Source organism: Prescottella sp. D32, assembly GCF_037287305.1.
Taxonomy (GTDB): Bacteria; Actinomycetota; Actinomycetes; order Mycobacteriales; family Mycobacteriaceae; genus Prescottella; species Prescottella equi.
The window spans coordinates 121,767-137,232 of sequence record NZ_JARBSW010000001.1; the positions used below are offsets into that span (position 1 = coordinate 121,767).

14 protein-coding genes are annotated in these 15,466 nt (G+C 69.8%); 5 read left to right on the forward strand and 9 right to left on the reverse strand.

Annotated features, from left to right (window positions below; translation table 11 throughout):
- Window positions 1-101: 101 nt before the first annotated feature.
- A complete protein-coding gene (locus PSS76_RS00545; protein WP_337455734.1) occupies window positions 102-539 on the forward strand; it encodes an SPW repeat protein in 438 nt (145 codons plus the stop codon).
- On the forward strand, window positions 539-736 hold the full coding sequence (locus PSS76_RS00550; protein ID WP_022593293.1) for a hypothetical protein: 198 nt from the start codon (window positions 539-541) through the stop codon (window positions 734-736). Before PSS76_RS00545 ends, PSS76_RS00550 begins: the two co-directional genes overlap by 1 nt.
- Window positions 737-795: 59 nt before the next feature.
- Here PSS76_RS00550 and PSS76_RS00555 read toward each other — a convergent pair whose 3' ends face one another.
- From PSS76_RS00555 to PSS76_RS00590, 8 genes are all read right to left on the reverse strand, one after another.
- Window positions 796-2,451 carry a DHA2 family efflux MFS transporter permease subunit gene (locus PSS76_RS00555; RefSeq protein ID WP_005516454.1) on the reverse strand — a complete coding sequence of 552 codons (1,656 nt, stop codon included), beginning with the start codon at window positions 2,449-2,451 and terminating at the stop codon, window positions 796-798.
- 148 nt (window positions 2,452-2,599) lie between these two features.
- Window positions 2,600-4,156, reverse strand: a complete 1,557-nt coding sequence (locus PSS76_RS00560; protein WP_084848257.1) for a carboxylesterase/lipase family protein — start codon at window positions 4,154-4,156, stop codon at window positions 2,600-2,602.
- A gap of 26 nt (window positions 4,157-4,182) precedes the next feature.
- Window positions 4,183-4,860, reverse strand: a complete 678-nt coding sequence (locus PSS76_RS00565) for a GAP family protein (RefSeq protein ID WP_081183694.1) — start codon at window positions 4,858-4,860, stop codon at window positions 4,183-4,185.
- Between the two features lie 171 nt (window positions 4,861-5,031).
- Window positions 5,032-6,774: a sensor histidine kinase gene (locus PSS76_RS00570; protein ID WP_238782148.1), complete on the reverse strand. Its 1,743-nt coding sequence runs from the start codon at window positions 6,772-6,774 to the stop codon at window positions 5,032-5,034.
- Window positions 6,771-7,427 (reverse strand): response regulator transcription factor, encoded by a 657-nt coding sequence (locus tag PSS76_RS00575; protein WP_013414437.1) that lies wholly within the window; start codon window positions 7,425-7,427, stop codon window positions 6,771-6,773. Before PSS76_RS00575 ends, PSS76_RS00570 begins: the two co-directional genes overlap by 4 nt.
- 105 nt (window positions 7,428-7,532) lie before the next feature.
- The gene (locus tag PSS76_RS00580; protein ID WP_337455735.1) at window positions 7,533-9,128 is read right to left on the reverse strand and encodes a succinic semialdehyde dehydrogenase; all 1,596 of its coding nucleotides are present in this window, start codon (window positions 9,126-9,128) and stop codon (window positions 7,533-7,535) included.
- A 79-nt stretch (window positions 9,129-9,207) separates the two neighbouring features.
- Window positions 9,208-10,227 carry a hypothetical protein gene (locus tag PSS76_RS00585; protein ID WP_064076473.1) on the reverse strand — a complete coding sequence of 340 codons (1,020 nt, stop codon included), beginning with the start codon at window positions 10,225-10,227 and terminating at the stop codon, window positions 9,208-9,210.
- A 41-nt stretch (window positions 10,228-10,268) separates the two neighbouring features.
- Window positions 10,269-10,793, reverse strand: coding sequence for a hypothetical protein (locus PSS76_RS00590; RefSeq protein WP_005516461.1), 525 nt, complete (start codon window positions 10,791-10,793; stop codon window positions 10,269-10,271).
- Between the two features lie 416 nt (window positions 10,794-11,209).
- Here PSS76_RS00590 and PSS76_RS00595 point away from each other — a divergent pair, with 416 nt between their 5' ends.
- The 3 genes from PSS76_RS00595 to PSS76_RS00605 are packed head-to-tail and all read left to right on the forward strand — an operon-like array spanning window position 11,210 to window position 14,384.
- Entirely contained in the window at window positions 11,210-11,860 is a 651-nt protein-coding gene (locus PSS76_RS00595; RefSeq protein WP_005516462.1) for a TetR/AcrR family transcriptional regulator, read from the forward strand.
- Window positions 11,857-12,756 carry an ABC transporter ATP-binding protein gene (locus PSS76_RS00600; protein WP_337455736.1) on the forward strand — a complete coding sequence of 300 codons (900 nt, stop codon included), beginning with the start codon at window positions 11,857-11,859 and terminating at the stop codon, window positions 12,754-12,756. Before PSS76_RS00595 ends, PSS76_RS00600 begins: the two co-directional genes overlap by 4 nt.
- Complete coding sequence (locus PSS76_RS00605; RefSeq protein WP_022593283.1) at window positions 12,753-14,384, forward strand: ABC transporter permease; 1,632 nt, start codon at window positions 12,753-12,755, stop codon at window positions 14,382-14,384. Before PSS76_RS00600 ends, PSS76_RS00605 begins: the two co-directional genes overlap by 4 nt.
- 2 nt (window positions 14,385-14,386) lie before the next feature.
- Here PSS76_RS00605 and PSS76_RS00610 read toward each other — a convergent pair whose 3' ends face one another.
- Window positions 14,387-15,379, reverse strand: a complete 993-nt coding sequence (locus PSS76_RS00610; protein WP_084979698.1) for a hypothetical protein — start codon at window positions 15,377-15,379, stop codon at window positions 14,387-14,389.
- Window positions 15,380-15,466: the final 87 nt, after the last annotated feature.

Here is a 15,466-nt window from a genome sequence, read left to right on the forward strand (position 1 = left end):
GGTCGTTCCGCCGGGCGATCCGAACAGGCCCTGTACGCCGCCCGGCCGGGCAATTAGTGTCGAAAGGACACAGGTCGAACAGGCCGAGGAGATGATTCGCCATGTCGATCACACCGAACATGTCGATGGAAACCCACCCGGACATCGTCGCGCTCCGCAACAGCTACGACGAACTCGGTGGAGGTCCGGCCCTCCAGGTTGCGGAGGGATTGATGGTGCTGGGCGGTCTCTACGCGGCGGCGTCGTCGTGGATCGTCGGATTCAGCGGGCAGACGTCGCTCATGATGAGCAATCTCATCTGTGGTCTCGCGGTGGCACTGCTGGCCGCCGGGTACGCGACCATGTACGGCCGCACGCACGGGATCGCTTTCGTCGCACCGCTTCTGGGGGTGTGGCTGATCGTGTCGCCGTGGCTCGTCTCCGGCGTGAGCACGAGTACGGGGATGATCCTGTCGAACGTCATCGTCGGTGCCGTGGTCGTCGTGCTGGGCGCGGCGGGGATGGCGATGGCGATGACCCGGCGCGGTAACCACAGGTAGTGCACGAACACCCCGGTCGACGGCCGGTGCGGGCGATCCAGACCGTCGGGGTCGCGGTGCTGGCGGTACTGGTCATCGCGGTGACGCTGTCGCTGACAGGATCGTTCCTGCTGGCGGCGGCGTTCGGGGTGGCGTGCGCGCTCGGTGTCGCCGCCACCATGCTGCTGTGGCAGATCCTCCCGCCCACCGACGAGTGACCTTTCCCGCCCGCAGCCACGTCCGGCGCTCGCCGCTGGGCGCCTGTCCGACGCGCCGCCTACGCCGTGGCGGTGGCCGCGGCGTCGTCGTCCTCCGGGCGTCGGTGCTGTAGTCGGGTGGCGGTTGCGAGTCCGACGGCGAGGAATCCGGCCGCGACGAACAGCGACCAGCGGGTGGCGTCGGCGAAGCCCTCGGACAGCGCGTCGGCGGTCTCGGGTCCGGCCGGGCCGAGCCTGCCGTGGTCGCCCTGCTCCCGGATCGGTGGGATGGTGCCGCCGGCCGAGTCACGGGTGCTGTCGACGAGTCCCGACTCCACCTGCGGCGGCAGCGCCACCGGTTCGAGGCGGTCGGTGAGGGCGTGCGCGAGCCCGAGCGAGAGCACGGTCCCCAGGATCGCAGTGCCCAGCGCGGCGCCCAGCTGACGGACCGTGCTCTGCGTCGCCGATCCCTGGCCGGACTCCGACGTCGGGATGTCGACGAGAACCGTGCCGGTGAGCTGCGCCGACGCGAGCCCCAGCCCGAGGCCGTAGATCGCGAGCAGCAGCGCCAGCAGCCACGCCGCCGACGACGGCCGCAGGTACAGCGCGAACGCCAGGACGCCGACCACCTCGAGTGCCAGACCGAGCATCACGGTGCGCGGGGCACCGAAGCGGGCGGTGACGTGACGCGCGGCCGCTCCGGACGCGAACGCGCCGAGCGCCATCACCGCGAGCACGTAGCCGGCGCCCAGCGTGCTGAGCCCGTACGCGTTGACGAGGAACAGCGGTAGCACCAGCAGCAGACCGAACTCGCCGATCGCGACCGCCATCGCGGTGCAGTTGCCCCAGCTGAAGGTGTGGAACCGGAAGAGCCCCAGATCGAGGATGGCGGAGTACCGGATCCGCGCCCGGTGCCGCTCCCACAGGACGAATCCGACGAGTGCGACGACGCCGACGGCGGCGACGACCGGGGTGGCCGAGATCGGCGCCGTCGACGGCCACGTCGCCCCGAACACGTGGAGATCCGCGATGGGCTTCCACCAACCGATGGTCTGGCCCTCGATGAGCGCGAAGATCAACGCGCCGAAACCGATTGCGCTCAGCAGCAGACCCACCACGTCGAGTCCGGGCACGGTGATCTTCGCCCGGGTCTCGGGCACCGTGAGAAACGCGCCGATGATGACGAGGATGCCGATCGGCACGTTCACCAGGAAGATCCACGGCCACGTGAACGACGTCGTGAGCCAGCCGCCGAGCAGCGGGCCCACGGCCGCCATTCCGGAGATGACCGCGCCCCACACTCCGAACGCGATGGCCCGGTCGCGTCCGCGGAACGTGGCGTTGACCGTCGACAGCGTGCACGGCAGCACCAGCGCGCCGCCGACGCCCTGCACGACGCGGGCGACGATCAGCGCCGTCGAGGACTCCGACGCCGCCGCCATCAGGCTGCCGCCGATGAACACGACGACACCGGCGACGAAGAGCATCCGGCGGCCCAGCCGGTCGCCGAGGCGGCCGGCGGTGAGTAGCAGTGCCGCGAACACCACCGAGTATATGCTGTTGATCCACTGGGCGTCGGTGAGGTCGAGACCCAGTTCGTCGATGATCACCGGGAGCGAGACGTTGACGATGGTGCCGTCGACGACGATGAGCGACAGACCGGCGGCGAGGACGCCGAGCCCGATCCACTCCCGGCGGCCTACCCGCGGTTCGTCCTCGAGCGATTCCACGGTCATGGTGTGCGCCTTTCTCCCGGTGGCGCGTCTCGATACGACGCTACCGCGATTCCACCAGAGCCGACGCTGCCCCGCCGGGTAAATCCGTTGCAGATTCGGTCATTTCAAACTTTCGAACGATTTTTTCGACGCCCACCGCACAGGGCGTTCACGCGAACGCGATGACCTGCTCCCCCCACGCCGCGCGCAGCGGTCCGTCGAGATCGGCAACCACCGTGTCGTGCTTGTCGATCACCAGGGTCGAGCGGCCGTCGCGGTCGTAGGCCCGCCACTCGGGCTCGCCTTCGAGCCCGAGTGGGGTCCCGGCCTCGGCGAAGGCCAGCCAACGGTGCTGCATCCGCTCCGACACCCTTCGTGCCGTGGACAATCCGCCCAGAAGATAGGTGATCTCCCGGGGACCGTGGGCGATGTTTCCGAACACATAGGGCAGTTCGGTCGCGTGTGTGGCACCGATCTTCAGTGCCTTCAGCATCGGGGTCGCGTAGTCGAAACGGTACAGCCATGTGGGGGCGTAGCGGCTGTGCGCCTCCACGATCCACAGCGTCGGCAATCGGAATCCGAAGTCGCGGGTCAGGCCCATCGCGTCGTTCCTGGTGGCCAGTCCCGAGTACGCCGACTCGATGCGCGCCTGATCGGGAAACTCGACGTCCGGGTGCTCGGCGGCGATCTCGGCGAACATGCCGCGGATGACGTCCGGGTCGAGCGGCATCAGCGGCGACTTCATCAGTTTGAACAGTGAGGCCTCGTCCTTGTTCGTACCGATCAGCAACGGGACTCGCAGCGCGGTGCCGTTCCAGTACGCGTTGACCGGGTAGTCCGGTATCAGCGTGCCGTCCACCACCGGCCCGAACGCGAGTGTCCCGGGGGTGTCGGTGGGGATGCGCGAGAACAGCTCGTCCGACGCGGCGAGCAACTCGTCGGTGCTCGCGGTGAGCAGACGATCGACGGGATCGTCTGCGCCGCCGAGGATCTCCAGGAACAACTGCGCCACGTGCGCGGCCCTCTCCTGGTTGTACACCGACGTGGCCGGTGAGCTCTCGGCGATCGCGCGGTGGAACAGTCCCCGCGCCGACGGCATCGTCAACAAGGTGGTGACCGCGCCGCCGCCGGCCGACTCACCGAACACGGTGACACAGTCCGGATCGCCGCCGAAGGCCGCGATGTTCGCCTGCACCCAGCGCAGGGCGGCGATCATGTCCTGCATCGCGACGTTGGTGTCGAACCGGTGACGGTCGCTGCTCAGCGACGAGAAGTCGACGAAGCCGAAGGCACCCAGTCGGTAGTTGATCGTCACGACGACGACGTCTCCCGCCTCGGCCAGCGCCCGTCCGTCGTACACCGGCTGACTCGACGCACCGCGGAAGTACGCTCCGCCGTGGATCCACACCATCACCGGCTTCTTCGTCGCGCCGGCGTCGGGGGCCCACACGTTGAGCGACAGGCAGTCCTCGTCCTGCCGAACGTCGTCGCCGAGTGACATTCCCGGCATCGCGCTCTGCGGGCCCACCGGTCCGAATCGGTCGGCGTCGAACACCTCGGCCCACGGCTGCGGGGGCACCGGAGCGCGGAAGCGACGATCACCGGTCGGGGCGGCCGCGTAGCGGATCCCCTTCCACACCGCGACCGGCCCGCAGTGGGTGCCACGCACCGGCCCGTAGGTGGTCTGGATGATGGCCGTATCGGTTCGGGGGGCAGCGTAAGTCATGTCTCTCCTCCTTCGGTTCGGTGCGCTCACGCGGTGAGCGCGGTGACGATGTGCGAGACCTGCAGTCCCGCAAGCAGGACGAACAGCACGGTCATGATGGCCGCGTTGTGCTGGATCAACTCCTCCTTGACCACACCCAGCGCCGCGGTGACCCGCTTCGAGGGGACGGCGGCGAGGACGGCCAGGACGATCAGAGCGGTGCCGCCGAGGACGGCGAAGAGTGCCGTCAGTGCGGCGGCGTGACTCGGCGGCAGATGCCCTTCCGCGATGAGGGCTCCGGCCTTGAGTTCGAGTGGCAGGTTCTTGGCGTTCGGCACGGTCAGCAGCAGGCTGAGCACCGCGGCGCGGCCGGGTCCGATCGTGTCGATCTGCGCCATCCACGTCGGCATCACGGCGGGCGCACCGTTCCGGGGGCGCCCCCGCCAGGTGAGGACGGCCAGCACCACGAAGACCAGCCCGAACAACGTGGCGAAGATCAGCTGGGTGGGGTGGGCGGCACGGCCCGCGTGCGCGGCACTCGTCCCGGTCGTCGCGGCGGTGATACCGACGACGACGGCCGAGGCCGCCACGGCGGCGGCAGTGAAGGCGAACGCGTTCGTCCTGGCGCGCGCGGACAGCAGGATCGCGATCAGGGCGGCCACCGGGATAGGGCTCACGATCATGCCCAGTGCGAGTGGAATGATCTGTCCCGCTGTGTGTCCCATCTCGGCTCACGTCCCTTCGGCACTCGGGATGCGGGAGCTGTCCGTCAGCTCGTCGGTCGGTCCCGGCCGGCATCCGAGGGGAACACTAGGAGCGCCGATTCGGCGGTCGCGGCGGACGTTCGGGTATTGCGACATCGCGCCGTGACGGCGGGCACACCACCCGAGAGGTGGTCAGTCCAAGCGCACGGAGAGCAGCACCGAGTCGTGCTCCTGCACCAGTTCGGCCGTGCCGACCTTCGCTGCCAGAGCGGTGAGGCCCACCCCGTCCGAGCCGTCGCGGGAGATCCGTCCCGGCGAGCGAATTCCGATGCAGATCACCGATGTCCGCGGATCGACGACCATCGTCAGAGACAGGGTCCCGCCGGTTCCGTGCCGTATCGCATTGGTGAAGCCCTCGGACAGGACGTCGATCGCATGCTCGAGGCGTACCGGGCTCGCCGACAGCAACGGCCAGACGTCGGGATCGATGTCGCTGCGGACCGGTACCGCGGCCGACCACATCCCCACCAGCTCGGTGATCTGCTGTCGGGCGTCGGAGGTGGGGATCCGCGGACGTGACTTCTCGTCGGCCACCTCTCGGAGTACCCGGCCGAGAATCTCCGAGACGGTTCCCTCCACCGAACGACCATCGGCCGGACGCATCGGTGCCGGCGTGGCCGCGCCGTGCATCATGAGGGCCGCGGCCACCAATTCGCCCTGCACCGAAGAGTGCAGGACGTGAGCGAGCCGGCGACGGGCCGCCACCACCCGTCCGTGCACCTCCGCCGACAGGTGGCTCTGTTCCGCGAGCGCCGTGGCGAGTTGCTGCTCCTCCAGCGCGCGTTGCTCGTTGGCGGCCCGGATCAGGCACATCGCGAGCGCGGCGAACGGATAGAACGCGATACCCGGCACGACGAACGCCGGGGGGAACCCGACGCCGCCGAGGATCAGCCAGAACGCCACCGCGGTGACGGCGCCGACGGCGCTGTACGCGGCCGCGAGAAACCCGGTCCGCGCGGCCGCGTTCCCGATCCGCACCGCCACCTTCGCCACGACCCAGCTACCCGACACGCACACGACCAGCCCGGCCGCGACCTGCAGGACGGTTTCACGCACGCCGTAACTCGTGACCAGATACGTCAGGACGACCACGGTGTACAGGAGCACCGGCAGCACGAGTGGGGCCGGGCGCACGGCCTGTAGTACTCCGTGCAGACGTTCGCGCAGGGTCAACACCGGCAGCGCGACGCTGGGCCGCGGCGGCGGCGTGACGTCGTCGAACAGCGCGTGGCTCATGGGCCGGACGATCTCCTCCGAGATGCCGCGCAGTAGACGCGCGCCGCTCGCGGAGTCGATGCCGGCCCTGTCGGTCGCGGCGAGCGCCGAATCGATCTGGGCCGCCAGATCGTCGGCGTAGCGGCGCCCCAATCCGGCCAGGTACTCCTCGTCGACGCGCCGCTGCTCGTCGAGCGCCGTGCGAGCAGCCCGCAACCGCCGCATCGTGGCGTCGTGCTCCCGCACGGAGTCGACGAGGATCGCGATCAGCGAGAGCGCCACCACCGCGGTGGTCATGTTGATGAAGAGCCTGGCCCAGAGCGACCGGTCGTCGGTGGCGAAACCGTTGAACACCAACAGCGCGTCGAGCAGGAACGGCCGGCACGCCCCCAGCGCCGCGAACACGATCAGGGAGACGACCGGGCGGTGCCGGGGGCGGTCCGGACGCAACACCGTGAGCCACGCGACCAGCAGAGCGAGACCCATGATCAGGTGCACCATGACCGCGACACCGAAGTAGGTCGGCCAGTCCCGGGGACTGCGGGCGGTGATGTAGCTGCCCATCACCGTGACGGCGAACGGGGCGGTCAGAATCCACGACCAGCGGGTGACGGCGGAGCTGCCGCCGATGCGCGCCAGCCACGGAAACCGACGAATCAATCGGACTCCGCCGGCAATCCGAAGCGGCGGACGTACAACTGCGCTGCCGCGACCCGCGGGTTGATGTCGGGGTTGTGGTTGACCCCCAGCGCGTCGAAGGTGCGGGTCACCATCTTCTCGACGCTGCGCAGACTCGACGCCCGGCGCCGGGCGATCTCGGCGTTGGACCATCCGAGCGCGATACAGCGCAGCACATCGAGTTGGGTCCGGGTGAGGTGGCCGAGGGCGGCATCCGGGCCGTCGGGAAGGTGCCGAGGCGGCAGCGGCTTCTCCGCCAATGCGGATTCCACCGCCGCCACGAGTTGCTCGACGGACTCGAGCGCCACCTTGTCGAGGAACACCGAGCCCGCCGGAACGCCCTCGCCTGGCGCGATGCTCGCCCGCGGATAGTTCGTGAGGAACACCGTCGCGCAGTGCGGCGCCCGCGCATGCACGATGGTCGCCATCTCCATGCCGTTGGGCCGCGACCCGAGGTCGATGTCGGTGACCAGGACGTCCGGGTCGATCTCGTCGAGATCGGCGAGCGCGGTCGCCGCGGACGGGCGGTCGTGGACCTCGAATCCCGCGTGCCGCAGCGCGTCGGCCACGAGCGAGCGCATGAGCGGCTGGTCCTCGACCACCAGCGCCCGACGCACCCACGCAGCTTCTTTCACAGGAAAGAGACTAATGGGTCGAATCTCCGCGCAGAAGGTAGTGCGCGTGGCTAACGAACGATCGGCCGAACCACGCGGGGCGGGCTCGGCCGATCGGCGGACGGGTCAGCGTCCCGGCACGTACTTCATGGCCTTGATGAAGGGCGGCAACAGCTTGGCCCAGACCTTGGCCGGCAGCCACCGCGGACCGCCGAGATTGACCACCCTGGTGGTCGCGACGGTCTGCGCCTCCGTGTACTTGAGCAGACCTTCGGCGCCGTGGCGGCGGCCGACGCCCGACACCCCCATGCCGCCCATCGGGGCGGCGGTGCTGCCCCAGGTGGGGCCGTAGCCCTCGTCGACGTTGACGGTGCCCGCCATGACGCGGGCCGCGATGGCCTCGCCCTCGGCGTGGCTGCCCGCCCACACGCTCGCGTTGAGCCCGTAGTCGGTGTCGTTGGCGCGCGCGATGGCCTCCTCGACGTCGGCGACCGGGTAGATCGACACCAGTGGCCCGAACGTCTCGTTCGCGTAGCACTCCATCTCGGGCGTGACCCCGGTGAGCACCGTGGGCTCGTAGAACAGCGGCCCGAGGTCCGGCCGCGCCTTGCCGCCGGCGACGACGGTGGCACCCTTGGCCACTGCGTCGTCGACGTGTCCCGACACGGTCTTGACCTGGTCCTCGGACACCAGGCTGCCCATCTCGATGCCGAACTCGTAGCCGGGGGCCAGGGTCATGTTCCGGACGCGTTCGCCGAACTGGCGGATGAACTCGGGGGCGATCGCCTCCTCGACGTAGATCCGCTCGACGGAGATGCACAGCTGGCCGGAGTTCGAGAAGCACGCGCGGACGGCGGCATCGGTGACCTCGCGCAGGTCCGCGCCCTTCGCGACGATCATCGGGTTCTTGCCGCCCAGTTCGGCCGAGAAGCCGATCAGCCGCCGGCCGGCCTGCTCGGCGAGCAGGCGTCCGGTCGCGGTGGATCCGGTGAACATCAGGTAGTCGGTGTTCTCGACGAGCGCGGTGCCGACGACGGAACCGGGACCGGGCACCACCGCGAACAGCTCCCGGGGCAGACCTGCCTGGTACAGCAGCTCGGCACACGCGAGCGCACAGTACGGCGTCTGGCTGTCCGGCTTGATCACAACGGCGTTACCCGCGAGCAGCGCGGCGATCGCATCGGACACCGCGAGCGTCATCGGGTAGTTCCACGGCGAGATGACGCCGACGACGCCCTTCGCGTGGTGCCGGACGACGGTCTTGGTCAGCCCCGGCAGCATGCCCTGGACCCGCTTGGGGCGCAGCAGCTTCGGCGCGAGGCGCGCGTAGTACCGGGAGGTCATCGCGATGTCGAGGACCTCCTCCTGTGCCGACGCGCGGGACTTGCCGGTCTCGGCCTGCGCCATGTCCATCAGCGCGTCCTTGTGCTCGAGAACCAGGTCGCGGTAGCGGAGGAACACCTCGGCCCGCTCGACCGGGGACCGCTTCTCCCACGCCTTCTGGGCGACTCGGGCCCGCTCGACCGCGGCGAGCGCGTCGGCCGCGGTACCGACCGGGACGATCGCGAGCTCACGCCCGGTGAACGCTTCGACCACCGGGCGCGTCGGGCGGTCCGCGGCATCCGGGATGGCGATGAGAGCGGCGAGGCGGGCGAACGTCGCCGCAGACGGAGCGGGCATCTTCGTACTCCTACTGGTGAGTAGATTTCGAGTTACACACAACCTACCCCGTCCGTGGCCATCGTCACAGGAATCGGTGCGCGATCCACGTTCTCGCCGAGCGGGCCCGGCACACCGAAGCTCAGCGAACCCCCGGCGGGTTCTGCTGCTGCAGCACGGTCCACCCGATCGCTCCGATGGCCGCCGCGGCAGCGCCCGCGATACCGACCCACATCAGCGGGGAGCTCGACGATCCCGCGCCGGAAGATCCGAGGCTGCCGAGCGAGCCGTTGCCGCCGGAATCCGGCGCCGGGAAGGTGATCTCCCCGTCGTGTTCGCGCTCGACCGCACCGCTCTCGAGCGCGACGTGCGCGCGCCACGGCCCGGCCGGTAGTTCGGCGCTGTCCGGGATGCGGAATCGCACCTTCGCGCCGGCTCCGGCGGCGACGACCACCTCGTCGGCGTACAGCGGCCCGAGGGTCCTGCCGGCGGGCCCGTCGGTCAGCGTGAGTTCGCCGCCGACCTCGGTGGCCCAGCCACCGGTGTTGCGGACGTCGGCGACGACCACCGCCTGGCCGGCGGCGTCGCGTTCGGCGGTCAGACCGTCGATCGTGAAGTCCGCGGTCGTTCCGGCGCCGGGCCCCACCCGGACGTCCATGCGGACGCCGACGCGCGACGTCGACACCACCCCGCCGCCGCCGCCGGGGGCGGCAGGTTGCGCCCACACCGTCGCGTAGCGGTCCCCGGTGGGTGCGTCCGCCGGGATGTTGACGGTCACCTTCACGTCGGCTCCCGCGCCGGGTGCCAGTGTGACTCGCTGCTTGTCCAGACCGGTCCAGGACGTGAGCCGGTTGGTACTGCCGGGTTCCCCGATCGTGTAGACGCCGCTTCGCATCCAGGCCGCACCGACGTTGACGTCCACTGTTCGAGTCGTCGAGTCGCCGTTCACGACCCGCACCGTTCGCTGCAGTCCACTGCCCGGGGCGAGAGTGCCGCCGATCTCGGTTTCCCAGTTCGGAAAGGCCGGGTCGGACGGCGGGTTCACCAGCCCGATACCGATCCCGCCCGACGCGGTTTCGGCGTGGACGACCGTCGTCGACGCCGCCGTGAACGACGCGATCAGGGCCAGCAGGGCAAGGAGGTTCCGCAACAGAGGACGCATGGACACGCTTTCATGAGATGCCGATGGTGGCGGGACGCGGACTACACCGCGGAGTGGGTCAGGGTCGCGCTGTAGTTGCCGAGCGTCACGCCGTCGGAGACGTCGATCCGGAGCGAGGGCGTCCACAGGAACGTGACGTCGGGCCAGTTGTGGCGGGCGATCCCCACCACGGGTTTGATCGAGTCCAGCGACTGTGGGCCGGTGCTCACGAATCCCATGGTTCCGCCGGTCGCCGTGTAGGTCACGGCGGACCTCGGGATGGTCGTGGTCCCGTTGGTGACGTCCGAGATCGAGGCGGACACGGTGACCGATCGGCCCGTGCCGCTGCGCCGGTCGCGGACGCCGGACACGGCCACCGTGCCGGTGACGTCGTCCTGTCCGTTCGCCCAGAGCATGGGAGCGCTTCTCGGAACGAACAGTTCGAGAGGCCCTTCCTGACCCCCGACCGTGAACGTGACGTCGGTGGCACCGTCGGTCGCGGCCATGGCCGTACCGGCGACCGATCCCGGCACGACTACCGCCGACACCACGGCTGCGGCGCCGAACACCGCTGTCGCCTTACGCATGCTCGCCCTTCGATGAGGATTACGGACCCCGGGCAAACGAGACGGTGGTCACGTTGCACGCGAAGCGCCCCATTTCAACAAACATTCGGACGCTTGTCCAGATTCGTGTGCAACTCCGCGCCGGACGCGGGGCAGTGCTCGTTCAGCCCGCCGACACGATCTCCTCGGCCCAGCGGTGGTCGGCCTTGCCGGTCGGCGACCGTCGGATCGAAGACACGAGAACCACCGACCGCGGAATGCGTGAAGATCGCGCCGCCCTCCTCCACCTGCCCATGTCACCCGGGACGGCCAGCGCACGAGCGTTCGACAGGGTCGAAACCGTTGCCTCGGTGGGCCGTCAAGATCCTGTCAAGACCGGGTCGGGCACCTTGCCGGGCCCTGAACGGGCGAGCAATGCTTTGAACATGTGTTCAGCGATGGCTGTGCCGGCGGATCGGGACCTCAACACCCGTGCGCGCATCCGCGACGCGGCGATCCGGGTATTCGGAGCACAGGGGTTCGATGCGGGTGTCCGCGCCGTCGCCACCGCGGCCGGTGTGTCCCCCGGCCTGGTCAACCACCACTTCGGTTCCAAGCAGGGGCTACGGGCGGTGTGCGACGCGCACGTCCTCGACGTCATCGTCACCGAGAAGCGTGAGGTGCTCACTGCGAGCGGCCCGGCGCGGATGCTGGCGGCGCTCGGCGAAATCGAGCGGTACGCACCGTTGGTCGCCTATCTCGTCCGGTCGTTCCAGGCCGGCGGCCACCTCGCCGCGTCACTGTTCGAGCACATGGTGGCCGGTGTCGAGGGCTACCTCGAGGCGGCTGTCGACGAAGGTCGGGTCCGGCCGAGTCGCACCCCCACCGCGCGCGCCCGGTACCTCGCGATGAACAGCCTCGGCTCGACACTGCTGTATCTCCAGATGCACACGGCTCCAGACGGTTCGGTGGACGTCGCCGGTGCGATCCGGGAGATGACCGACGAGATCATGCTCCCCGCCCTCGAGCTCTACACCGACGGGCTGTTCACCGATTCCTCGATGCTCGACGCCTACACCCACCACGCAACCTCGGAGGAGCCGGCATGACCACGATCATCGAAGTCGCCCAGTTGCAGAAGACGTTCGGCACCACCCGGGCCCTCGACGGCCTGGACCTGACCGTGGGCGAGGGTGAGGTCCACGGCTTTCTCGGCCCCAACGGCGCCGGCAAGTCCACGACGATCCGGGTGCTGCTCGGCATGCTGCGGGCGAACAGCGGCACCGCGACGCTGTTCGGGCGCGATGCGTGGCGCGACGCCGTGTCCCTGCACCGCGAGGTCGCCTACGTGCCCGGCGATGTCACGCTGTGGCCGTCGCTGACGGGTGGCGAGATCATCGACCTGCTGGCGCGGATGCGGGGCGGACTCGACGCCGCACGTCGGGCCGATCTGATCGAGCGGTTCGACCTCGACCCCCGCAAGAAGGCGCGGTCGTACTCGAAGGGCAACCGGCAGAAGGTGGCGGTGATCTCGGCGTTCTCGTCGCACGCGCGGCTGCTCCTGCTCGACGAACCCACGTCCGGCCTGGACCCGTTGATGGAGAAGGTGTTCCGCGACTGTATCGCCGAGGCCCGTGCCCGCGGTGTGACCGTACTGCTGTCGAGCCACATCCTGTCCGAAGTGGATGCGCTGTGCGAGAAGGTCACCATCATCCGGGGCGGGCGAGCGGTGGAGTGCGGGTCCATCGCGTCCATGCGGCATCTGAGCCGAACCTCCATCACGGCCGAACTCCTCGGCAACGCAGGCGATCTGAGCCGGATCCCGGGTGTCGAGGACATCCGCTTCGACGGCCGGACACTGCACTGCCAGGTGGATGCCGAAAGCCTCGGCATGCTCATTCGCACGCTGGGCGACATCGGGGTCCGGAGCCTGGTCAGCACCCCGCCGACGCTCGAGGAGCTGTTCCTGCGGCACTACGAACTCTCGGAGGAGGTGCGGGTATGACCACCACCGCGACGCCTGCGGTCGCCGACGCGGCCGTACCGGTCCGATCCCCGTTCACCGGCACCGCCGCCCTGGTGCGCCTGGCGCTGCGGCGCGACCGAATCGTCCTGCCGCTGTGGGCCATCGTCATCGGACTGCTCCCGACCGTCTACGGCAAGGCGATCATGGGTCTGTACACCACCCAGAGTCAGCTCGACGCCTTCGCGGCCTCGACGGCCACACTGAAATCCGAGATCGCCCTGGTGGGGCCGATCTTCGGGTCCAGTGTGGGCGCGTTGACGACGTGGCGTGCCGGTTACCTGTTCACCTTCCTGGCCGTCGCCGTGATCCTCACGGTCGTGCGGCACACGAGGACCGAGGAGGAGACCGGACGCACCGAGCTGCTCGACTCGACGGCGGTGGGGCGATACGCGGGACTGACGGCGGCGCTTCTGGTGGCCGGGTCCGGAGCCGTCGTCAGCGCGGTCGTCGCTGCCGTCGGGCTGGCGGCGATCGGGCTCGGCGGAACCGGGGCGGTCGCGTTCGGTGCCGCCGTGCTCGGTGTCGGGACCGTCTTCGCCGGCGTCGCGGCCGTTGCGGCGCAGGTGAGTACGTCGGCCCGTCTCGCTCGGGGCATCTCGTTCGGGGTACTCGCGGTCGCCTTCCTGCTGCGCGCCGTCGGTGACGCCGGATCGGGAACACTGTCGTGGCTGTCGCCGATCGGGTGGTCGCAGCAGGTGCGCCCCTACGCGGACGAACGCTGGTGGGTGCTGCTGCTGCCGGGCGTCACCGCTGTCGTGCTCGCCGCCGTCGCGTACCGAACGCTCGCCCGCCGCGACCTCGGCGCGGGCCTCATCGCGGAACGGCCCGGTCCGGCGACGTCACCACCGTCGCTGTCCGGGCCGGTCGGACTGGCGTGGCACACACAGCGCGGGCCGCTCGCCGCGTGGACGGTGGGGCTGGCGATGTTCGCACTCGTGATCGGTGGTGCCGCCCACGGCGTCAGCGACCAGCTCGGCAGCAGCGAGACGGTCCTCCAGGCGCTCGCCCGGCTCGGTGGCACACAGGCGATCGAGGACTCGTTCATCGCGCTGGGGTTCACCATCTTCGGGCTCGTCGCCGGCGCCTACTCCGTTTCCGCGACCCTGCAGCTGCACGACGAGGAGGAGACGGGCCGCGCCGAGTCGGTGCTGGCCGCGGCGATCTCCCGCGTGCGCTGGGCGACGAGCCACGTCGTGTTCGCGCTCGCCGGGCCGGCCGTCGCGCTCACAGTCGCCGGGCTCGCGGCCGGACTCGCGTACGGCGCGTCGATCGGCGACGTCGGCGGTCAGGTGCCCCGCATCCTCGCCGCCGCACTGGTGCAACTGCCGGGGGTGTGGGCGCTGACCGGCATCACCGTCGCGATGTTCGGCCTCGTGCCGCGCTTCGCCCCCGCCGCGTGGGGTGTGTTCGCGGCGATGATGACGCTCTACGTGTTCGGGATGGTCGCGGACCTGCCACAGTCGCTGCTCGATCTCGTCCCGTTCCTGCACCTGCCGCGGCTGCCGGGCGGCGAGTTCCAGGCGGCGCCGATCCTGTGGCTGCTGGGGATCGCGGCGGCACTGCTGGCCGTCGGGCTCGCGGCACTGCGCCGGCGGGACCTGCGTTGAAGTCAGGTGTCGGCGCCGCCCAGCAGTCCTTGCAGCCGGGCGAGTTCACCGTCGGTGAGTTCCACCCCGTGCACGGCGAGGGCCCAGTCGAAACTCCTCGTCGACCAACGGTGCACCGGTTCGGCGATGCGCAGCATCCACGGCTCGTCCGAACGTGGGCGCCGGGTGAGGAACCCGGAGACCGCGCGGTCGCTGCCCAGCGTCGCCTCGAAGGCGCCCGTGCGCTCGTCGAGTGTGTGCAGGTACTGCACACTCAGATCGGCCCGGACGTCGACGACCATGGGCTCACCGGAGACGTTGGCGCGGAACCAGTTCCGTCTCCTGTTCGCATCCGCCTCATGCTCGGCGCGCATCTGCCGCTGCCGCTCCTCCGCGGAGCGGACCGGTCCCGCGTACGTGAACAGGCGGTCGTCGAACGTTCCGCCGACCTCGAACTCGACCCACTCGTCGACGACACCGGCACCGTCGTTGCGGCTCTGCAGCAACAGGCCTGTCTCCCGGTCGACCACGATCCGGATCGGGAACGGTTTGTGCGGCGGCGGCGCCAGGTCGAGCGTCCACGCTTCGCGCCCCAGGAACACCGTCGTGTCGATCGGTCCGGCCGGTCTCGTGAAATCGTCACCGATCCAGTCGGTCGCCGGCCGCCGCTCGAGCAGTTCGGTGCCGTCGCCGAGATACCGCACATCGGCGTCGACGTACTCGAGCGGCGGCTGACCGTCGGAGAACCGCCAGCTGGTGTGCCCGTCGGAGATCATCAGTGGCGTACCGTCCATGCGTTCCACCCGCAGCCGCGGGCCGTGTCGCCACACCCGGGCGCCGTCGTCCCCGGCCCCGCCGCCGGTGAGTACCACCGGCCGCATCCCGGACATCCAGCTGAAACCGTCGCGGCGCGCATCGTCGTCGGAGTATCTGCACCGGACCACCCCGTGCACCGGCAGGTCCGGCCCGTCGACCATGCGGACGAGCACCTCCACCCACGACACGTCCCCCGTCATGTGACCCCTCCCGACCAGCCCCGCGAACGGGAATCCACGGTACGCATTCGAGACCGAACCGTGCCGTGAATTCCCGTTCGGGGGTTG